Origin of the sequence: Jeotgalibaca sp. A127 (assembly GCF_052266745.1) — a bacterium.
Lineage (GTDB): Bacteria > Bacillota > Bacilli > Lactobacillales > Aerococcaceae > Jeotgalibaca.
Genome location: NZ_JBQPRC010000001.1, coordinates 90,579 through 111,768, shown reverse-complemented (window position 1 = coordinate 111,768; position 21,190 = coordinate 90,579). Strand labels below are relative to the sequence as shown.

Genomic DNA, 21,190 nt, shown 5'->3' with positions numbered 1-21,190 from the left:
GATGTTTTCCTGAACCGCCTTTTCATTTTATATGGCTAAGTACTTCCGAATGATAACTAAAGGGTGGGATTCTAATATGAGTGAAGTTTTGTTAATCATTTTAATTGTTTTGTTGGGACGTGTGTTCGGAAGGATATCTTTTTTTGGAATCAAGTTTGGATCAGCAGGCGTGTTGCTTGTTGGCCTCGTTTTCGGCCATTATGGATTTGAAATCAGCAAAATAATTACCGACATAGGTTTGCTGATGTTTGTTACGGGAGTAGGCTTGTCAGCCGGTCCGATTTTTATCCAAAATTTCAAAAATAAGGCCACGTCCTATATTGTTATCGCAATATCGACTATTGCATTTGCATCATTAATGACGGTGGGTATCTACAATATGTTTGATCTTCCGTTACCACTAACCATTGGTGTTATGACTGGGGCTTTGACAAGTACACCTGGGTTGGGTGCGGCTGTTGAAGCAACACAATCCGATTTAGCTTCAATCGGTTATGGAATCGCATATGTTTTTGGTGTAGTAGGTGTCATTTTATTTGTTCAGTTATCCATCAAATTTCTAAAAATTAATGCAAAAGATGAGGCCAGGATTTTTGTGGCCAATTTGAATAGTGGCTTGTCTGAGAAAAAGAAAATTCATCCATTTAAATTTGATAAAAACGGTTTTTTCGCTTTCTTTTTGGCCTTGCTCTTTGGAGTTCTGGTTGGTAAATTGGAGTTACCGCTTCCAGGAGGGGCAGCATTAAGTTTAGGAAATGCGGGAGGAGCTCTCGTTTCAGGTCTTTTCTTCGGGTATTTGGGAGGCATAGGCCCTATTTCATTGAAAATAACGCCTGAAGATTCAAGCCTTTTGAGCGATTTTGGGTTATTATTGTTTTATGCTGGAACGGGTGTAAGTGCGGGGGCAGGTGCATTGGAAATCCTCCAACAATATGGCCTGGTTCTCTTTTTGAGTGGAGTTGCTATTACAGTATTTTCTGCTCTAGCGGCATTCCTGGTCGGTCATTTTATTTTCCGCATGAATATCATCGATACACTGGGCTCAGTAACCGGAGCGATGACTGCCACGCCAGGATTAGGAACTTTAATAGACGCGACAGAGACACCACAAGTTGCTGCTATTTATGCTTCAACGTATCCGATTGCATTATTGTGCGTGGTTCTGAGTGCGCAAATACTGAGCCTGCTCGGTTAAGGAAGGTAAGGGGGGAATAGCGATGACTGGACAAAAAAAGACCATAATTACAGTTGCTTTATCGGGTTCCCAGGGATCCAAAGAAAAGAACCCACATACACCTGTTACTGTCGATGAGATGATTGAAGATGCCTATCATTGTTATCTTGCTGGTGCTTCAATCGTTCATATTCATGTTAAAGCGGATGACTGCATCACGTATGAAATCAACAATGAAAAGTTCCAACAAGTAAAAGAAGGAATTGAAAGACGTTGTGACATGATTGTCAATCTCACGACTTCAGGTGAAGTAAAAACTTTTCAGGGTTTGGAAATAATGGGTGAATTGGATGGCTATCAAAACAAGCGGCTGGGAATACTGGATCTTGAACCTGAAATGGCAACTTTTGACATGGCGACCATGAATTTCGGTGAAAAAGTATTCCTTAACCCCTTAACCTTTCTAAGGACATCAGGAAGAAAAATGAAAGATTTGAAAATCCTTCCTGAAGTTGAAATATTTAATATAGGGGATATCCAGATGGCCCAACAACTCATAAAAGAGGGGGCATTGCCAGAAAATCCCTATTACCAGCTTTGTCTGGGAGTTTCAGGTGGCACGCCAGCTACTATAAGAAACTTGGTCTTTCTGCAAGAGGCTTTACCTGCAGGGTCAACATGGAGTGCTCTGGGAATTGGAATTGACCATCTGCCCATTCTTTTTACTACAGTAGCAATGGGAGGACATGTGCGAGTAGGTTTAGAAGATAATCTCTATTATACCCGAGGACAGAAAGCAACGAATGTTGCACTGGTAAAAAGAGCTGCGAGGATTATCAACGAATTTGGTAATGTTGTGGCTAGTCCAATGGAAGCAAGGAAAATATTGGGAATCAGGATTTAAGTAGAATAACGCACAGGCATATATGCCTGTAAGCGCCCTGACTTGTACGAGTGGGCGTTTTTTGCTGGGTAGCTTTGCTTAATTCAGTCTCTTTTTATATTTTTATAAGATGTCTGAACAAAGAAATTCGAATCAAAGAATTTAGACTACTCAACTCGAGAAAATGAATTGAGTAAGCTTTTCAAAAGGCTTTCTGTTTCTTATGTTTCTCAGCTATAATGAATGGGAAGGTTTAGTGAGGAGGATTGTCAATTGGATTTATCTAAAATCATTCAAGGCAAAAAACTATCGGAAACAGAAGAAGCAATTCTTAGATACATCATCGCAAACATAGACACCGTCTTGGATCAAGGCGTTCGTACAGTTGCTAAGGAAAACTATACTTCTCCCGCTACAGTCATGCGTTTGTCCAAAAAAATGGGATATAACGGTTTTATTGACCTCTACTATCATCTAGAACCCATGGTAAGGGGCAGTAAAGCCCCCATGAAACAAAGCTATGAAAGCTATATTGGCGATTTGGAAAAATACCAAACTGAAATCGAGCAATTTCTCACTTTATTGAATACTATTAAAGATAAAAACATCTTTATTTACGCAACAGGTTTCTCAGGGATTATCGGTGAATATATTTATAAGAAACTTTTGGTGAACGGGAAACGGACCTTATTTGCCAGTGGTACCGACTCAGTAGGGGTCCTGGAAAACAACGTGGAAATTGCGGGATTGTTCTTGACGATTACGAAATCAGGTGAGACGAGGCAGGTCGTTGAAAAAATGAAGTATTTTAAAGAGCAAGGAATACCTGTGGTTACTTTCACGAATGAAACCGACAATTCAGCCGCACGCTTAGCTGATGTGGTCTTTCCGATTATGGATGGGGACACATTGGACGATCGCAATATTAAAGGAAATTATTTCTTCGCCCAGGTGCTCTTTCTTTTCGAAACCATTATGAAAGAGTATCAACAAAACTGAAACACGTTTCGAAACTGCGAAACAGGTATGGAATAGGATTGAAATCCTTTTCATACCTGTTCTTTTTTTATACACTAGGTTTATATTGAAAAAGGAGAGAAAAAGATGAAAGAAAAAGTGATGAACGGCTTACAACGTTTTTCCAAGGCCATGTTTGTTCCAGTCCTCATTCTACCCATTGCAGGTATTTTGATTGCGGTTGGTAACCTATTCACCAACGCAAAATTAATTGAACAATTTCCATTTATGGATAATCCCATCACCACAGGTTTTGGAACCATCTTATCCGGTTCATTGGTGTCCATTTTAACGAATTTAGGATTAATTTTCAGTGTGGGTATAGCCTTGGGATTAGCCAATAAGAAAAAAGCAGAAGCAGCTTTTACGGCTTTACTCGGCTATTTGGTCTTTATTAATGCGATGAATCGTTTCTTGATATTGAATGGCACTTTAATTGATGCGGATTCCTTGCAAGGAACAGGTCAAACAATGGTTTTGGGTGTCCAAATATTGGATATGGGCGTTTTTCTGGGAATTATCCTTGGAATTGTAACCGCTTATGTTCACAACCGATTTGCAGATCGGGAATTTAACGGAGCCCTCCAAATTTACGGTGGCTCACGCTTCGTCTTTATCATTTTGATTCCCGTTCTTGTCATATTAGCCATCCTATTCGCGTTTATCTGGCCATTCTTCCAAACTGGTATTAATCAAATGGGCCAATGGATTAACCAAAGTGGTAATTTCGGCTTATTCCTTTATGGCATGCTGGAACGTTTATTGATTCCGACCGGTCTTCATCATTTGGTTTATACGCCATTCCTTTACACATCCCTTGGTGGTGTGGAAGAAGTCGGTGGTCAAGTATTGGAAGGTGCCCGTAATATTTACTTCGCGGAAATCGCGGATCCAAATATCAGTGTTCTTTCACCAAGTGTCATCTGGGATGCACGTGGTATTTCGAAAATGTTTGGTTTGATTGGTGCCTGTCTAGCGATGTATCACACAGCCAAACCAGAAAACAAAGCGCGTGCAAAAGCAATTTTGATTCCAGCCGCTTTCACTTCTTTTGTAGCAGGTGTTACTGAACCAATCGAATTCTCATTCATGTTTGTTTCACCCATTTTGTTTGTCATCCATTCTGTTTTAAGTGGACTCAGCATGGTGGTGTTGAACCTCTTTAATGTTCGTGCCATTGGTCCAAATGGGTTTATTGACTTCTTGCTTTATAACGTGCCTTTGGGAATCGAAAAAACGAGCTGGCCGATGTACATCTTGGTGGGGGTTGTATTCTTTGCCCTCTACTACGGAATTTTCCGTGCCTTGATTAAATTGTGGAACTTGAAAACAATTGGTCGCGAAGATACGGGTGAAGTAAAACTGTATTCCAAAGCAGATTATCAAGAAAAAGTTAAAGGTGTTTCACCTGACTCCGTTGCGACCGCAAATGAAATCGAAGGCAATGCTGATGTCATTGTGGCAGCACTTGGCGGTAAAGAAAATATCAAGACTGTAGAAAACTGTTATACCCGCTTAAGACTTACTTTGGCAGACCCAAGTAAAGTCGATGAAGCGATTTTGAAAAACGAAACAGGAGCCAGCGGCGTTATCACGAAAGGTGAAAATGTCCAAGTTGTTTATGGGTTGAATGTGACCCAAGTCCGTCGTTCCGTTGATCAATTTTTAGGTAATGTTACAAGCGAGTAGATGAAGGAGAGAATATACTAATGAAGAAATTTTCAGTTGTGATTGCTGGTGGTGGGAGTACCTTTACCCCAGGGATTGTTATGATGTTATTGGATAATGCCGATAGATTCCCGTTGCGATCTTTGCGCCTCTACGACAATGATGCAGAGAGACAAGGCGTATTGGGCGAGGCTTTAGCAATTTTAATGAAAGAACAAGCGCCTGAAGTTGAATTCATTTATACAACCGACCCGGAAGAAGCGTTTACGGACACGGATTTCTGTATGGCTCATATCCGCGTTGGAAAATATGCAATGCGGGAACAGGATGAGAAAATTCCCTTGAAATATGGTGTCATCGGGCAAGAAACATGTGGACCGGGTGGACTGGCTTATGGCATGCGCAGTATTACCGGCATGATGGAGATCATCGATTATATGGAACAATATTCGCCAGAATGCTGGATGTTAAACTATTCCAATCCTGCCGCAATTGTTGCGGAAGCATGTCGTGTGCTTCGTCCAAATTCCAAAGTACTGAATATTTGCGATATGCCGGTTGGGACATTACGTCGCATGTCACAAATCATCGGCAAACAACCAAGCGATTTGGACGTTCGTTATTTTGGGTTGAACCATTTTGGTTGGTGGACAAGCGTTAAAGATAAAGAAGGTCACGAATATGTCGACCAAATTCGGGAGTACGTATCAGAACATGGGTATTTGACCCAAGTGGAAGTCGATACGCAACACATGGATGAAAGTTGGCAAGCGACTCACAAGAAAGCAAAAGATATCTTGGCAGTGGATGATCGTTATTTGCCGAATACTTACTTGAAATACTATTTATTCCCTGATGAAGAAGTTGCACATTCAGATTGCACATACACCCGTGCAAACGAAGTCATGAATGGTCGGGAAAAAACCGTCTTTGATGCAGCACGTCGTATTGTAGAAACTGGAACCGCTGTTGATAGTGGTTTCCATATTGATAGTCATGCCAGTTTTATAGTTGATTTAGCTCGGGCAATCGCTTACAATACTCATGAGCGGATGGTGATGATTGTTGAAAATAATGGTGCAATCGCAAACTTCCCGGACGATGCCATGGTAGAAGTACCATGTTTAGTCGGAAGTGACGGACCTGAAGCTTTAGCGCAAGGAAAGATACCATCGTTCCATCAAACATTGATGTACCAACAGGTAATGGTGGAAAAAATGGCAGTTGAGGCTTATGTGGAAGGTAGTTACCAAAAACTATGGCAAGCATTGACACTGTCGAAAACGATTCCAAGTGCAAAAGTTGCAAAAGAATTGTTGGACGATTTAATTGAAGCAAACAAAGAATTTTGGCCAGAACTAAAATAATTCAAAATGGGGCGAGCGGAGAGGTCTGCTCGCTCTATTTTAATGACGGAGGTAATTATGAAGATTGGTTTAATTGGTTTAGGAAAAATGGGTTACCCATTGTTGCAAAATATGCGGGAGAATAACATTGAAGTTGTTGCACACGACATAAACCCTGAAATACGCGCATCAGTTGAGGAATGTGGCGGTGAGTTTTGTCAATCGGTTCAAACTATCGTGGATGCATTGGGTCAGGAGCAAAAAGTCATCTGGTTGATGCTGCCGGCTGGAGCCCCTACCGAAAATGTTTTCCAGGAAGTGTTGCCTCTTTTAAGAGAAGGCGATATTCTGATTGAAGGTGGGAATACCCATTTTGAAGATTCTAAACGACGCCATCAAGAAGCAGCTACAAGAGGGGTTTCTTTTTTTGACGTAGGGACATCCGGGGGCGTGAGCGGTGCCAGAAATGGTGCCTGCATGATGATTGGTGGCGATGCGGAACGTTTCAAAGAAATCGAATTTCTGTTTGAAGCTATTAACGTTGAGAATGGCTATTTCTACGCAGGCGAGAGTGGCAGCGGGCATTATCTGAAAATGGTTCATAACGGGATTGAATATGGTATGATGCAAGCAATCGGGGAAGGGTTTAATTTACTTCATCACAGTGAATATCCTTATGACTTAGCGAAAGTCGCGAAAGTGTGGAATCACGGTTCGGTTATTCGCAGTTGGCTAATGGAATTGACCGAATCGCTATTATTGAAAGACGCAAATATGACCGATTTGGAAGGAGCGATTCCTTCGTCGGGCGAAGGGCGTTGGACGGTAGAAGAGGCTCTAAAACACCAAGTTTCTCTACCTGTCATCACACAGGCATTAATGGTGCGTTTTGCATCGACTGATCAAGAAAAATACGGGGAAAAAGTGGTTGCCTCCTTGCGAAATGAGTTTGGAGGACATGCAATTCCTGTTAGAGAGGACGATTAAATGCAATATAAAATAGGCGTCGACATTGGCACGACCAGTACGAAAGCAGTGTTATTTGATGAAAAAAATAATATTAAAGCAATTGCGAATGAAGCTTATCCAACCTTTCGTCCTACTCCTGAAAAATCGGAGCAGGACCCAAAACAAATCTATGAAGCCTTTAAACGAGCAATTAAGCAACTGACAGCGCAAGTGGAGCCGGATGGGGAAGTTTTATTCTTGTCCTTTTCCAGTGCTATGCATGCCTTAATGGCGGTTGATGAAGCGGGACAACCTTTAACGAATATGTGGATTTGGTCCGACAATCGGGCACAAAGACAAATCGAAAAGCTAAAGCAACAGGCCGACTGGCAAAAATATTATCATCAAACGGGGACACCGGTACATCCGATGAGTCCCTTTGCGAAGTTGTTGTGGATGCAGGAAGAGACGACACTTTGTGAACATGCTTTTAAGCTGATTGGGATAAAGGAGTATCTGTTCTATCATTTGACCGGCAAATATGTGATTGATTATTCAATCGCTTCTGCGACAGGACTGTTCAATATTCACGACCTTTATTGGGATAACGAGATTTTAGCGGAGTTACAAATTTCCCCTGAAAAATTATCGCAACCCGTGGATGTGACGACAGCTTTTGCTTTCCAAGATGCCCACGTTGCCGTAGAACTCGGCCTTTCCGAACGAACGCAACTTATCATAGGTGCGAGTGACGGCTGTTTGGCCAATTTAGGAACGGGTGCAAACGACAAAGGGGAAGTTGCCATAACGATTGGTACCAGTGGCGCATTGCGGATGACAATGGACAAACCATACCTGGATTCAGAAGGACGCACGTTTTGTTATTATTTGTCACCTGGAAAATGGGTGGTCGGAGGAGCTGTCAATAACGGAGGCAATGTGCTCGAATGGCTAAATAACATTCTTTATGAAGAAGACAAGCGTATTTACAGTGAAATGCCACTTGCACTAAAGGAGACGGATATTGGCGCTGAAGGGTTACTATTCATCCCTTACTTGAACGGCGAACGCGCACCACTTTGGGATGGAACTGCGCGTGGAACCTTTCATGGCTTAAGTGCTTTTCATGGTAAAAAGCATCTGATTCGGGCTGCACTTGAAGGTGTTATGTTCAATTTGAAGGAAGTCTTAAACATCTTGGAAGAAATTGGTGGCGAAACGCTGGCGATTAAAGCATCCGGTGGCTTTTTAGCATCGGACGAATGGGCACAACTTGCGGCTGATATTCTCGGTTATCCACTGACTGTTTCTCATTCGCTTGAAAGTTCAAGTCTTGGAGCCATTCTTTTGGTTGAAGAAGATCATGGGGTACTTACTGAAGGGAAACAAATCCTTTCGCGTGCTAAATTTGTTGAAGCCTATGCCATCCACTACAAGAATTATATTCGCCATCGAAATGCACTGCGTCATTTAGAACTACAAAAGGACACTTTCTGACAATTTTCTCGTGTATACTAAAAGGATACAATGATAGACGAGAGTAGGGCAGGAATTGGAAATAATGGATTTAGTTTTGACGATTGGTATGGGTGTGCTGGGAGCTTATTTGGGCCGACGATTTAAAGTGCCAGCCAGTTTTATGTTGGGTCCCATGTTCGCAGTGGCGGTATTCAATATTTTGACAGATGGTGCGACTTATCCGACTTTTATGAAAAACTTTACGCAAATGGTTTCTGGAACATTCATCGGTGCGGGTATCAGCAAAAAAGACGTGAAATTGTTACGGAAAATGATTATCCCTGCAATTCTTAATATTGTAGTGTTAATCATTTTTAGTTTGTTGATGGCGCTCGTACTCGCTAAAGTAGGCGGATTTTCTTTTGCCACCGCTGCTTTTGCAACAGCCCCAGGCGGCTTGGTGGACATGGTCATTGTCAGTCTGGATATGGGCGCGGACCCAGCCATTGTCTCGGTGATGCAAACCGTGCGTTTATTTAGTATTATTGGGTTGTTTCCAGCTATTTTCTCCCGGATGATTTCCAACGGAGATTCTTTAGAGGACACAATGGTTCCACAAAAAGTAGCTGAACAAAAACGAGGACGGATTTGGCTGACAGCACTTATTGGAATGGTTGGCGGAGTGATAGGTTTCTTTTCTGGTGTGCCAGCCGGTCCGCTTATTTTCTCGATGATTGCCGTAGGTGCACAAAATATTTCAACCCAATCTGCAGTCATGCCTGTTCAAATCAAACAAATAGCCCAAATTTCAGCGGGTATTTTGATAGGCTCATCCATTCATTTTGAAGCCATCTTGGCGTTAAAGGATGCGATTGTCCCTGCTATCATCCTGATTGTGGGATATCTTACCCTAGTGGTGGTGATGGCCTCCTTCTTTTATAAAACTGGTAAACTCAGTCTGGCCACTGCCTTATTTTCCTGTGCGCCAGGAGGAGCCAGTGATTTGGCGTTGCTAGCGATTGATTATAATGCCAATGCTGCAGTTGTTTCTTTGATGCAAACATTCCGAATGGTGATGGTGATTACCTTTTATCCGACCGCCATATTGTTGGTAAATAATTTATTGCAATTATAGGGAAAAACTTAATGCCTCTTGAAGCCAATCTATGCTATATTTTAGTAAGGACAACATAGGAGGCAATTAAATGATTCAATTTTACGGACACTCGACTTGCACAACGTGTAAGATGGCAGAAAAATGGTTGGAAGAAAGTGGCATTGCATACGAATGGAAAAACATTAAGGAAACGACTCCCGATCGTGAAGTACTTCGTGACATTCTGGAAACGGAAAAACTGACAACAAAGCGTTTATTTAATACGAGTGGAAATCTTTATAAAGAGCTTGGTCTCAAAGATAAAATCGAGACCATGTCCCTTGAGGGAAAATTAGATTTGTTGGAAAGTGACGGGATGTTAATCCGTCGTCCGTTCCTATTTGATGGAAATACCGTATCAGTAGGTTATAATGAAGATATGTTCAACGAAATATGGAAGTAGGGATAATATGACTGCAGTAAAATTTAGTGAAGAAGGATTCTGGATTGAAAAGAAAGAAGATACGTTTGTTATCGGACTTTCGGATAAAGGCCAAGACGATTTGGGGGAAGTCAGTTTTGTAGACTTACCATCAACAGGTGCCATCAAAAAAGAGGATGTCCTAATCGGTGTGGAAGCAGCAAAAGCTGTCACGGAATTAACGGTTCCTTTTTCGGGAACAATCAGTGAGGTTAACTCCGACCTAGAAGACGATCCAAGTACTTTAAACAGTAATAATCGTGAAGAAACATGGATTGTTAAAATGACCGATGTTTCCGACACAGATTTCGAAGCTTTATTAAATGAATCAGGTTTCGAAGGTTAAATAAAAAAATAGCTGATATCCCAAAAGAGGGGATGTCAGCTATTTTTTGCCATTTGGCGACGGTTAAGAAATGAGTAAATAGCTAACAGGCGTGAAATCACTAATTGGCGACGGTTAAAAGTTCTACGGGTAGCTAACCGTCGTGATTTCCTAAAAAAGCGACGATTAGGGAATGAACGAGCAGCTAACAGGCGCGAAATCTCTAATTGACGACGATTAACAATTGTCTGGATCTCTAATCGTCGTTTTTTAAAACGAATCATCAATCTTCCTCAGCCATCTGTTTCATATACTCAGTGGGGAAGCAACCTGTGTAATTCTTAAATACTTTACTGAAATAGGAGCTGCTATTGAAACCACAGTTCAAGGCAACATTGGTGACGACAGTCTTCCCAGTTCGAAACAACATTTTCGCATATTCAATGCGTTGGTAATTTACATATTCTGTTAAATTTCTACCGGTTTCTTGTTTAAATTTCCGCGATAAGTAGGCAGGGTGAAAATGCAAGGCTTCGGCAACATGATTAACACTCACATCATCGGTAAAATGAGCATCCACATATAGTATGACATCTCGTATTGCCGCGGTATAATTCTTCATCGAAAAATCACGTACCATGTCACAAAAGGCCTTTGCCATATCATGCGCCAACACTTCGTCTAAATATTTTGCTGAAGTGGCATTTTCTATTAATGTCGCAAATTTCTCTGACATCAAGTGTAAATAAACGGGTGGAACCCCGCCGTATTTAGCGGCCACACGCATCAGCGTTTTTCGAGTAATCAGCCCATTTTTACGGTCTCGTAAATAATCATCTTGCATACGGATTACACGCGTATCGAAATTATTAGGGGCACCGACTAACTTGAATAAATCAACATATTCTTCGTAACTCCCATGCATAATGGCGGTTATCATTCGCTCTTCCATTTCATACCGGTAATTTATTTCTTTAGCATCTATTAACTCCATGCGGTTCTGGAATTCAGCATCCATTTTCAGCGACACACGAACCACCTCCGTCTTAATCATATCATATTAACGCATTTTAAAGAGGTTGAAAAATTACATGGTCCTCTCGGATATGTACAAGAATTAAGAAATGTAAGCGCATATAATTACCTCAAGGAATCAAAGTGAAAAGGTTTACTTAGGAGGAAAAGATATGGAGAGAAACAAAAAAGAAACAAAGCCGTCACAATACCGGACAGCTAAGCTTTATGAAATTATTCTATTTTCAACAAACAATACGGCTACGAATTTTTATAACTTCATGATGGGATTTGTGACTTATTATGCGGTTGGTGTAGCGGGATTAGCTGTCTTCTTAATTTCAACATTATTAACAGCTATGCGTATTTTTGATGGGGTGGTCGATCCTTTTATTGGATACGTGATTGACAAAACCGATGGTAAATTTGGTAAATTTCGTCCTTACATTTGGATTGGGAATTTGACCATGATTGGAACCATCGTTCTTCTGTTTCAAACGACGCACCTTGTGCCCGAAAACTTCCGATTGTATTATTTTTTGGCAGTTTATGCGGTCTACATATTAGGCTATTCCCTACAAACAACTGTTACCAAAGCTGGGCAAAACGTTATTACTAACGATCCGAAACAACGTCCGTTGTTCAGTATGTTTGATGGGATTTTTACGACCCTCTTTTATTCAACGGCAGGCATTTATGTTTCTAACTACTTGAGTTCAAAATACAACGGAGAGTTTGGTCTCGACTTCTTTACGGAATTTTCCACGACATTTATGGTGGGTTCCTTGATATTGACTGTTTTAGCAACAATCGGAATTTGGAAAAAAGACCGTACTGAATTCTTTGGTTTGGGAGCCGAAAACCAAACGGATAATATTAAATTTAAAGACTACGCGAAAATTGTCAAAGAAAATCGTGCTCTGCAAATGTTGACGCTTGCAGCTTCAACAGACAAATTAGGAAGTAAAATAAAATCCAACTCCATTTCTGGTGTTCTCTTCTTTGGTATTATCATAGGGGATTATGGGTTGATGGGTGCACTTTCGGCCATCTCTATTCTACCAGGTATTTTCTTCAACGTTTTTGGGAGCATGATTGCACGTAAATTGGGCCAAAAGAGAACCTATGTACTTGCGCAAAGTTCTGCATTTTTAGTTAATGGATTGATGATGTTGGTCGTTTTAATGGGGGACCTACAAAAATTTCCTTATCCAATCCTAACTTGATGACTGTTCTGTTTGTTGGTTTGTTTATCCTGGCTACAGTTCAAAACACAGGGGATGCCATGCAAATCTCGATGATTTCGGACGTTACCGATTATGAGACAGCACGTTCAGGTGCTTATGTACCTGGTTTAATTGGGACAATCTTCTCCTTCGTCGATAATTTCTTCTCGTCATTCTCAAATAGTATTGTAGGTTTCGTTATTGCCATGGTTGGTTATACAAATACGCTTCCAGAAGTAGGTGATGCTTCTACACCACTCCTAATTTTGTTAGGCATTGGACTTTATCTAGGCGGACCGATGTTAGGGTGGTTGTGTTCCATGATTGCGATGAGATTCTATCCACTGGATGGTAAGAAGATGGAAGAAGTTCAGGCAATTATTTTAGAAAGAAAAGAGAAGGGCTTGATTACAGAAGATATTCACGAAGTGACCGATGAATTCGCAGTTATCAAAGCAGAAATATAAGATTCGGGTAAACACACAACCCTTCCTTGAGGGTTGTGTTGTTTTTTTACAAATATAAGTTAGTTTTGTTCTTGCGGAAAATGTTTTTATTTTCTAAAGTAAAGAAGGAATACTCACGAACGGGGGAAAATAGATGCTTTATCCAATTATGACAGAATCACGTACCGTTTTAGATTTAAACGGGATATGGAAGTTTTTGCTAGCTAACGATGAGATATTGGTGGACACAACGCGTCCTTTGGAAACGGACGGGGTTATGGCTGTACCGGGATCTTTCAACGATCAAGGCGCCATTGACAAAATTCGATTTCATGTAGGGGACGTTTGGTATGAACGTGAATTTTCGCTACCCAAAACAGTGATGAACGAGCGCTTGGTATTGCGTTTTGGATCTGTGACGCATTTTGCGACCGTTTATGTAAACGGAAAACAAATTTTCGAACACAAAGGAGGTTTTACACCGTTTGAAGTAGCTATTAATGATTACGTCAAAGCTGGTAAAAACCGTTTAACTCTGAAAGTGAATAACGTCTTGGACTACACAACCTTACCAGTCGGGATGTATAAAGAATATTATGATGAAGACTTGCAACGTAATGTTAAAAAGAATGAACCGAACTTCGACTTCTTTAACTATGCAGGTATCCATCGTCCGGTTAAAATTTATACCACACCAGCTTCTTACATTGAAGACTTAATCTTTACTTTCGATGTTGAAGGGGCTAACGCAACCATCCATCCAGATGTAAAAACAGTCGGATCTTTTGACGAGGTTAAAATTACTGCGTTGGATGAAGAAGGTAATGTAGTGGCGACTTCAGCAGTGACTGATTCATTCACCATTGAAAACTTCCAAGCTTGGGAACCGATGGCCGCTTATTTGTACACCATGCGTGTAGAAGGAATCGAAAATGGAGAAGTCGTCGACGTATACGAAGAAGAACTGGGTATACGTACAGTTGAAGTGAAGGACGGCAAATTCTTGATCAACAACAAACCATTTTATTTCAAAGGATTCGGGAAACACGAAGATACTCATATTAACGGCCGTGGTTTGAATGAAGCCGCAAACGTACTTGATTTGAACTTGTTCAGGTGGATTGGGGCTAACTCATTCCGTACGTCTCATTATCCCTACTCTGAAGAAATGATGCGTTTAGCAAACCAACAAGGAATTGTTGTCATTGATGAAGTGCCGGCAGTTGGTCTGTTTGTTGGATTTAATCCTTTCTTAGTGGACAAGGGTGATTTAGGCCGCACCTTCGATGTCATGAATACCCGCGATGCCCATGAACAAGCATTACGCGAACTCGTGGACCGGGACAAAAACTTGGCATGCGTGGTGATGTGGTCGGTGGCAAACGAACCCGCTTCACACGAAGAAGGTTCGGCAGAATACTTTGAACCCTTGACGAATTTTGTGCGTGATTATGATCCTCAACATAGACCAGCAACAATTGTATTTATCCAACACTCATCACCGACGGACAACAAAGTTTCTGATTTTCTGGATGTCATTTGTTTGAACCGCTACTATGGTTGGTATGGATTGATAAATGATTTGGACGGAGCAGAAGTTGCACTGCGCAAAGAACTGCAGGCCTGGAAAGAACGTCATCCCGATAAACCGATTATCTTTACTGAGTATGGTGCCGATACGGTGGCAGGTTATCATTCCATTTCCTCTGCACCTTTTACCGAAGAATACCAAGTACGATATTACGAAGCGAACCACAAAGTATTCGATGAATTTGATTTGGTTATTGGGGAACAAGTCTGGAACTTTGCGGATTTCGAAACAGCGCCAGCCACAAAACGTGTGAACGGGAATAAGAAAGGAATCTTCACCCGCGAACGCCAACCGAAAATGATTGCGCATCACTTGAAACAAAGATGGACCAAGATACCGGATTTTGGATTTAAGGAATAAGTTCCTTTTTTATCTACTCAATTAATTCGTTATTGATAAAACCTACTAAAAAAGGTAGATTAATTATTCTACTTTATTTAGTAGGTTTTTTGCTTTATACTGTTATAAAGGGGTGATTTTAATGTATGTTGCAGTAATTGGCGATATTGTTAATTCCAAACGAATCAGTGCAGCCAAGAGACAAAGCGTGCAAGAAATGTTAAAACGGTCATTAAGTTACATCAATAAGAAGTATAAAAATCAAATCGCATCCAATTTTACGATTACATTAGGAGACGAATTCCAGGCGCTCTTAACAACTTCAAACCATTTATTTGAAATGATAGATACAATTACCTTAACCATGAAAACAATGGACGTCGAAATCCGATTCGGCATTGGCTTAGGAGACATAACGACCCGGATCAATTCGGAACTAAGCATCGGTGCTGATGGCCCTGCGTATTGGTATGCCCGCTCGGCAATCGAGCGCATTCACAAAGAGGATGATTATAACATGAACCGTATCGGTTTTGCTTATGGGAACCATCCGGATGTTGCGCTCGTAAATGATACGATTGCTCTAGGAGAATACATGAAATATAAATGGACCCAGAGCCAACTGGACTTACTGGCTGGTGTCATCGAAATGGGAACATATACAGAAAACTTCCGTCAGGTGGACTTGGCCGACACCATGCAACTCCAACCCAAAGCCCTGCACAAGCGCGTATCCATCAGTGGTATTAAAATGTACTTGCGTAGTAGAATAGAAATTGAGAAAAAGATTGCGAGGTTACAAGATGGTAAATGAAAGTATCCCGATCCTCCTGTTTTTGATTGCTCATTTCCTGGGTGATTTCCAGCTTCAATCTGAACAACTTGCCGAAACGAAGAAAACTTCCTTTAAGAGCCTTTTCAAGCATATCTCAATCCATGCAGGATTAATTGCCATTATCGTCTTCATTGTCCCAAAATACTGGAAAGCTGGTTTAATTATTATCTTGGCGCATCTTTTGATAGATATGGTTAAAAAACATCTGCCTGTTGCAAACGAGAAGGTTGTATTTATTCTTGATCAGCTCATGCACCTGGCTGTTATTTTAACGGTAAATTCGATTTTTAATTTGGATTTGATAGCGACACCAGCATGGTTGCGTGTTCCAACTTTACAATGGGTACTTTTAATCATTGTTATAACCAAACCAATCAACACCACTTTCAAAATACTATTTAGCAACTATCAACCGGAAACCACGAAACAATCTGAGCTCAAAATCGAGGAAGGCTTCAGCGCAGAAATCGAAGAGTCCGCAATAGGGAAATGGTTGGTTAAAGGGCAGATGCACCATTCCGAAACTCCGACAACCATCCGCGGTGCCGGTGCCAATATCGGAACCTTGGAGCGCGTCTTGGCCGCTTTATTATTGAGTGTGAATCAATACGCCGCGCTTGGCATTATTTTCACCGCCAAGTCCATCACACGCTATGACAAAATTTCCAAAGATCCCGTCTTCGCCGAGTACTACCTCATTGGCACGCTATTCAGCATTCTCGCCGTTATCCTATGTTATCAACTGATTTTTTAAAAAAGGGGTATTTATATGAAACGTAATCTCATCTTGGCCAGCCAGTCACCGAGGCGTAAAGAGCTTCTATCACTTATCACCACTGACTTCACGGTTGAAGTAGCCGATATAGACGAAAAAATGATTGAAAATCAAATATTAAACCACCATCCAGAAAAAACGTTTTTGGAAAAAGCGACGATTCTGGTGGAACAATTAGCAAAAGAAAAGGCAAAAAAGATCTATAACACGCATCCTGACAGCATCGTTATTGGCGCTGATACCGTTGTGGTGCATGATGACCAGATTTTGGGTAAACCCGTTGATACTACTGAAGCTTATGAAATGCTTCGTTCCTATTTTGGCAAGAGCCATTGGGTCATCACGGGTGTTCATGTCCAAGGTCAAACTCAGAGCCATACTTTCTCCACCGTGAGCAAAGTAGAATTTTGGGATTGGTCCAAACCGATGGAAGAGCAAGTGAATCGCTACATTCAATCGGGTAGCCCGATGGATAAAGCCGGGGCATACGGCATCCAGGAAATGGCAAGCTTATGGGTAAAAGCCATCCACGGGGATTATCCCACTATCATCGGTTTGCCGATTAGTTATTTGAATCAAGTGTTAGCTGAATATTAGTATAGTGCGACGATTAGCAGTTTTTTATGGTGCTAATCGTCGCTTTTTGCCTCAAAAGCGACGTTCCCCAAAAAAAATATTTCTAAAAGTCGTATTTAGACCATTTCGCGACGATTAAGGTCAATAGGATTTTTTAATCGTCGTTTTTCAGACCCGAGACAACAAAAAAGGATTGGAACCGAAGTCCCAACCCCTAAAAATCCTATTTTACTTAATTTTTGTCTTTACTTTTTCTGCACGAGCAACAAAATCTTTGAAAAGTGTTTTATTGGCTGGATCAGAATACGCCATGATTTCTGGATGCCATTGGACCGCAATCATGTCAATATTTGGATCGGTCGGTTCAATCGCTTCAACGATTCCATCCTGACTATGGGCAACTGCCTTCAAACCAGTACCTAAGTTTTTAATCGCTTGGTGGTGTAGGGTATTCACTTTTGTATGAGCCCCAATCACATCATATAAATGACTGCCTGGTTGCACCGAAATACCATGAAGGGGTGTTTCGAAAGGTGCTTTTTGAACATGTAGCAGTAATTCCGCATCATATTGTGCTGGTAAGTCTTGGTAAAGCGAACCACCGTGATAAACATTGATCAGTTGTAATCCACGGCAGACACCTAAAACAGGAATGCCTTTTTCAATAGCAGCTTCATACAAAGCAAAATCAAAAGCATCTCTTTTAGGGAAAGTCAGGGTTAAATTACGATGGGGTTCTTCTCCATACAACTCAGGATCAACATCATGTCCACCTGATAGAATTAATGCATCCAATACTTCAACCATGTTTCTTGCATCTTCGGCGGTACCGACCGGCAACATGATAGGTGTTGCACCAGCACCTTGAACCGTATCAATATAAAATTGGGGTGTATAAGCCACCAAGGTTCCTTCAAATTCGCTTGTAGCGCTTAGTAACTGTGTTCCGGATATACCAATAATTGGTTTCATATCGCAGGCCTCCTCTTAAAAATTATCTTTATTATTATCGCATATTTTTTAATATTTTGGAACACTTTGGATTTTGTGCTCTCAAGAGATAAGAATACAAGTTCACTTTTTAACAAAAGGGGTGAATTTTCATTGACGAATATGCCTCTTCATGATACCTTTTAGAGGTAATTGCGTCATGGAAGGGACAGCTTTCATAGGAAGTAGATAATTATATATTGACGCAATATTACATGTTTATCGAATCACATAGAGTCATTTATTAAGGGGTTTTAATTCCCCTATTATTTTTAAGGTCAATTGAGAATGATTCTCAATTAAAAATATATGCACGGAAATGAGTCATAACTTATGATTAAAAAAATTACTTTAATAGGCTTCCTCATTTTTGTGGTCATTTTGTCACTATTTGTTGGAACAGCGAATGTTTCGGTTGAGAATGTGCTAACCGGAGATTTAGAATCTTTATTTGTCTTCTTGTCATCACGGATTCCAAGGACCATAACGGTTTTATTAGCTGGAGCAGGATTGGCTCTATCAGGAATGGTTATGCAGACCATTACCCAAAATCGGTTTGCGGCCCCGGATACAGTCGGAACCGTGGAATCGGCAAAACTGGGTATGGTTATCGCCATGATCCTCTTGCCTAAATTATCCTTACGATGGGAAATGCTATTTACTTTTGCCTTTGCCACGGCAGGAACCTTATTATTTTTATTTTTGACCAGTCGTTTTCCCATGAAAAAGCAATTGTTGATACCATTACTGGGGATTATGTTCGGGAATATTGTGGGAGGCTTCAGCAGTTTTCTGGCTTTTCGATATGACTTGAATCAAAATATTTCCGCTTGGTTGCAAGGAAACTTTTCTTTGATTATAAAAGGCCAGTATGAACTCATTTACCTGGCGTTGATTATTATCATAGCCCTGTATTTCTTTGCCGACTATTTAACGGTGGCGCGGATGGGGGAAGACGCCGCCCAATCTTTAGGGGTTTCTTTTAAATGGGTTGTAACCTTGGCCAGTCTTTTGGTTTCCGTTACGGTATCCATCATCTTGATAACAGCAGGAAGTTTACCTTTCTTGGGTGTCATTGTTCCCAATATCATTGCGATGAAGTATGGAGACAATATTAAAAATACCCATCAGAAAGTAGCCCTGACTGGCGGTTTTTTCCTGTTAGTCTGCGACATTATCAGCAGAATTTTGATTGCACCTTATGAAATTCCTGTACAGCTCATTTTAGGCATTTTGGCTGGTCTCATCTTCCTTCGGTTATTATTCAAAGAGGTGCGTCCAACATGAAAAAGAATACTCACCCGATGAAAAGTCTTCTTTTCATCTCATTAGCTTTACTCGCCCTTTATGTTATTTGGGGAAATGGTTTGGCTTACCCACTGATCATGCAGTTACGCCTGAAAAAAGTATTAATATTTTTGTTGGTTGGCGTCAGCAGTTCAGTTGCGACCATAGCTTTCCAGTGTATCGTAAACAGCCGTTTCTTGACGCCTGGCATTCTGGGCATTGAATCGTTTTACCGCTTGATCCAAACACTCTTGTATTTCTTCGGTTACCGCCTGATACAAACGAATCTAAATCAGGTGACCCAATTTGTTTTAGTGGTAGGTATCATGGTCATTTGTTTTTGGGGATTGAGCCGGTATTCCTGGCAAAATATCAGCTATGATCTGCATACCGTTCTTTTGATCGGCATGGTCATCGGGATGTTACTGAACAGTACCTCAACATTTTTCCAAGTGCTGATGGATCCAAATGAATACGACCGTCTGCAAATGAAATTATTTCCAACCTTTCAAAATGTGGACACCTTCGTATTAGTTTGTGCCATTTTAATGATTATTCCGATTTTAATTTCCTTATGGCGAAATCGCAAAACATTGGAAGTCCTGCGAATGGGCACAGAACAAGCCGTCAACCTCGGTATCGATACCAACAAAGAAATCAAGAAAGTATTCTTGCAAATTATTATCCTTTCAGCCATTTCCGCGGCTTTGGTCGGTCCCATGATGTTTTTGGGCTTCACCACTGCCAATCTCGCTTATATACTCTTTCGCACGTATCGCATGGATATCCTGTTTATAGCTACGAGCATGCTCGGTTTCATCGCGCTGCTCTTTGGGCAATTTATCGTCGAACAACTTTTTCAATTTCAAACAAACGCCAGTATCATTATCGAATGGCTAGGCGGCATCTTATTCTTTGCTTTACTCTGGAAGGAGCGGAAACAAGCATGAAAGTGAATAACCTATGTAAAAACATTTGCAATAACTGCATTTTAAACGATATCTCTCTAGAACTGGAACAGGGGACGGTGACCGCCTTTATTGGCCCCAATGGTGCGGGTAAAAGTACGCTCCTGTCGACCATGTGCCGTTTATTAAATAAAGACAGCGGCCATGTGTTGATCAAGGGGAAAGAAATCACCAAGTGGCGAACGGATGAATTGGCCAAAGAAATTGCCATCTTGAAACAACAAAATACCTATCAAGTCAAGATGACAGTGCGGGAATTAATGTCATTCGGACGATTTCCCTATTCCAAAGGGCATCTCACGCAAGCTGATTATGATGTCATCGATAAAGTTTTGGGTTACTTGGATCTGGGAATTTTTGCGGATCGTTACCTGGATACCTTATCCGGAGGGCAGCTGCAACGGGCGGCCTTGGCGATGATTTTGGTGCAGGATACCGATTATATTCTGTTGGATGAACCCCTAAACAATCTCGATATGAAACAAAGTATCATCGTGATGCAAACCATTCGTAATATGGCCGATGAATTGGGTAAAACTATCTTGGTCGTGTTACATGACATCAATTTCGCTGCCGCTTATTCCGACAATATCATTGCGATGAAAGCTGGCGAGATTTGCTATTCCGGATCAGTTGATGATGTCATTTGTTCGGAGAATCTAAAAGAAGTATTTGATGTGGATATGGAAGTTGAAATCATTAAAGGGAAAAAATATTGCTTGTACCACATGAGCTAATTAAAGGTGG

The 21,190-nt window shown here is 41.0% G+C and carries 22 protein-coding genes; 19 read left to right on the top strand and 3 right to left on the bottom strand.

What is annotated here, in order from left to right:
- Positions 1 to 76: 76 nt before the first annotated feature.
- From ACTVAI_RS00580 to ACTVAI_RS00535, 10 genes are all read left to right on the top strand, one after another.
- A complete protein-coding gene (locus ACTVAI_RS00580; protein WP_443474030.1) occupies positions 77 to 1,195 on the top strand; it encodes an aspartate-alanine antiporter-like transporter in 1,119 nt (372 codons plus the stop codon).
- 22 nt (positions 1,196 to 1,217) lie between these two features.
- Positions 1,218 to 2,078 carry a 3-keto-5-aminohexanoate cleavage protein gene (locus tag ACTVAI_RS00575; protein WP_443474031.1) on the top strand — a complete coding sequence of 287 codons (861 nt, stop codon included), beginning with the start codon at positions 1,218 to 1,220 and terminating at the stop codon, positions 2,076 to 2,078.
- 252 nt (positions 2,079 to 2,330) lie between these two features.
- Positions 2,331 to 3,056 carry a MurR/RpiR family transcriptional regulator gene (locus ACTVAI_RS00570; RefSeq protein WP_443485669.1) on the top strand — a complete coding sequence of 242 codons (726 nt, stop codon included), beginning with the start codon at positions 2,331 to 2,333 and terminating at the stop codon, positions 3,054 to 3,056.
- A gap of 105 nt (positions 3,057 to 3,161) precedes the next feature.
- Positions 3,162 to 4,763: a PTS transporter subunit EIIC gene (locus tag ACTVAI_RS00565; RefSeq protein WP_443485668.1), complete on the top strand. Its 1,602-nt coding sequence runs from the start codon at positions 3,162 to 3,164 to the stop codon at positions 4,761 to 4,763.
- 20 nt (positions 4,764 to 4,783) lie between these two features.
- Positions 4,784 to 6,109 (top strand): 6-phospho-alpha-glucosidase, encoded by a 1,326-nt coding sequence (locus tag ACTVAI_RS00560; RefSeq protein ID WP_443474034.1) that lies wholly within the window; start codon positions 4,784 to 4,786, stop codon positions 6,107 to 6,109.
- A gap of 57 nt (positions 6,110 to 6,166) precedes the next feature.
- Positions 6,167 to 7,075 carry a phosphogluconate dehydrogenase (NAD(+)-dependent, decarboxylating) gene (gnd, locus tag ACTVAI_RS00555; RefSeq protein ID WP_443474035.1) on the top strand — a complete coding sequence of 303 codons (909 nt, stop codon included), beginning with the start codon at positions 6,167 to 6,169 and terminating at the stop codon, positions 7,073 to 7,075.
- Positions 7,076 to 8,533 (top strand): gluconokinase, encoded by a 1,458-nt coding sequence (locus tag ACTVAI_RS00550; RefSeq protein ID WP_443485667.1) that lies wholly within the window; start codon positions 7,076 to 7,078, stop codon positions 8,531 to 8,533.
- A 64-nt stretch (positions 8,534 to 8,597) separates the two neighbouring features.
- Positions 8,598 to 9,629, top strand: coding sequence for an AbrB family transcriptional regulator (locus ACTVAI_RS00545; protein ID WP_443485666.1), 1,032 nt, complete (start codon positions 8,598 to 8,600; stop codon positions 9,627 to 9,629).
- A gap of 70 nt (positions 9,630 to 9,699) precedes the next feature.
- A complete protein-coding gene (locus tag ACTVAI_RS00540; RefSeq protein ID WP_443474038.1) occupies positions 9,700 to 10,053 on the top strand; it encodes a Spx/MgsR family RNA polymerase-binding regulatory protein in 354 nt (117 codons plus the stop codon).
- 7 nt (positions 10,054 to 10,060) lie between these two features.
- Positions 10,061 to 10,417 (top strand): glycine cleavage system protein H, encoded by a 357-nt coding sequence (locus ACTVAI_RS00535; RefSeq protein ID WP_443474039.1) that lies wholly within the window; start codon positions 10,061 to 10,063, stop codon positions 10,415 to 10,417.
- A 35-nt stretch (positions 10,418 to 10,452) separates the two neighbouring features.
- On the opposite strand, the gene ACTVAI_RS00530 is transcribed toward ACTVAI_RS00535, so the two are convergent.
- The gene (locus ACTVAI_RS00530; protein ID WP_443485665.1) at positions 10,453 to 10,680 is read right to left on the bottom strand and encodes a hypothetical protein; all 228 of its coding nucleotides are present in this window, start codon (positions 10,678 to 10,680) and stop codon (positions 10,453 to 10,455) included.
- Entirely contained in the window at positions 10,680 to 11,426 is a 747-nt protein-coding gene (locus ACTVAI_RS00525; RefSeq protein ID WP_443474040.1) for a helix-turn-helix transcriptional regulator, read from the bottom strand. The genes ACTVAI_RS00530 and ACTVAI_RS00525 overlap by 1 nt, the downstream gene beginning before the upstream one ends.
- Positions 11,427 to 11,583: 157 nt before the next feature.
- Here ACTVAI_RS00525 and ACTVAI_RS00520 point away from each other — a divergent pair, with 157 nt between their 5' ends.
- The 6 genes from ACTVAI_RS00520 to ACTVAI_RS00495 all read left to right on the top strand — a co-directional run bounded on the left by ACTVAI_RS00520 (position 11,584) and on the right by ACTVAI_RS00495 (position 17,219).
- Positions 11,584 to 12,636 carry an MFS transporter gene (locus ACTVAI_RS00520; RefSeq protein WP_443485664.1) on the top strand — a complete coding sequence of 351 codons (1,053 nt, stop codon included), beginning with the start codon at positions 11,584 to 11,586 and terminating at the stop codon, positions 12,634 to 12,636.
- A complete protein-coding gene (locus tag ACTVAI_RS00515) occupies positions 12,636 to 13,103 on the top strand; it encodes an MFS transporter (protein WP_443485663.1) in 468 nt (155 codons plus the stop codon). The genes ACTVAI_RS00520 and ACTVAI_RS00515 overlap by 1 nt, the downstream gene beginning before the upstream one ends.
- A gap of 133 nt (positions 13,104 to 13,236) precedes the next feature.
- Complete coding sequence (gene uidA / locus ACTVAI_RS00510) at positions 13,237 to 15,033, top strand: beta-glucuronidase (RefSeq protein WP_443474042.1); 1,797 nt, start codon at positions 13,237 to 13,239, stop codon at positions 15,031 to 15,033.
- A 121-nt stretch (positions 15,034 to 15,154) separates the two neighbouring features.
- Positions 15,155 to 15,826 carry a SatD family protein gene (locus tag ACTVAI_RS00505; RefSeq protein ID WP_443485662.1) on the top strand — a complete coding sequence of 224 codons (672 nt, stop codon included), beginning with the start codon at positions 15,155 to 15,157 and terminating at the stop codon, positions 15,824 to 15,826.
- Positions 15,816 to 16,601, top strand: a complete 786-nt coding sequence (locus ACTVAI_RS00500; protein ID WP_443485661.1) for a DUF3307 domain-containing protein — start codon at positions 15,816 to 15,818, stop codon at positions 16,599 to 16,601. The genes ACTVAI_RS00505 and ACTVAI_RS00500 overlap by 11 nt, the downstream gene beginning before the upstream one ends.
- A 15-nt stretch (positions 16,602 to 16,616) precedes the next feature.
- Positions 16,617 to 17,219 carry a Maf family protein gene (locus ACTVAI_RS00495; RefSeq protein ID WP_443485660.1) on the top strand — a complete coding sequence of 201 codons (603 nt, stop codon included), beginning with the start codon at positions 16,617 to 16,619 and terminating at the stop codon, positions 17,217 to 17,219.
- Positions 17,220 to 17,426: 207 nt separating this feature from the next.
- Here ACTVAI_RS00495 and ACTVAI_RS00490 read toward each other — a convergent pair whose 3' ends face one another.
- On the bottom strand, positions 17,427 to 18,170 hold the full coding sequence (locus ACTVAI_RS00490; protein WP_443485659.1) for a gamma-glutamyl-gamma-aminobutyrate hydrolase family protein: 744 nt from the start codon (positions 18,168 to 18,170) through the stop codon (positions 17,427 to 17,429).
- 351 nt (positions 18,171 to 18,521) lie between these two features.
- Here ACTVAI_RS00490 and ACTVAI_RS00485 point away from each other — a divergent pair, with 351 nt between their 5' ends.
- From ACTVAI_RS00485 to ACTVAI_RS00475, 3 genes are read left to right on the top strand one after another with little or no spacing between them, the layout of a single operon-like run.
- On the top strand, positions 18,522 to 19,475 hold the full coding sequence (locus tag ACTVAI_RS00485; RefSeq protein ID WP_443485658.1) for an ABC transporter permease: 954 nt from the start codon (positions 18,522 to 18,524) through the stop codon (positions 19,473 to 19,475).
- A complete protein-coding gene (locus ACTVAI_RS00480) occupies positions 19,472 to 20,425 on the top strand; it encodes an iron chelate uptake ABC transporter family permease subunit (protein ID WP_443485657.1) in 954 nt (317 codons plus the stop codon). Before ACTVAI_RS00485 ends, ACTVAI_RS00480 begins: the two co-directional genes overlap by 4 nt.
- Positions 20,422 to 21,180 (top strand): iron ABC transporter ATP-binding protein, encoded by a 759-nt coding sequence (locus tag ACTVAI_RS00475; RefSeq protein ID WP_443485656.1) that lies wholly within the window; start codon positions 20,422 to 20,424, stop codon positions 21,178 to 21,180. The genes ACTVAI_RS00480 and ACTVAI_RS00475 overlap by 4 nt, the downstream gene beginning before the upstream one ends.
- Positions 21,181 to 21,190 lie beyond the last annotated feature (10 nt).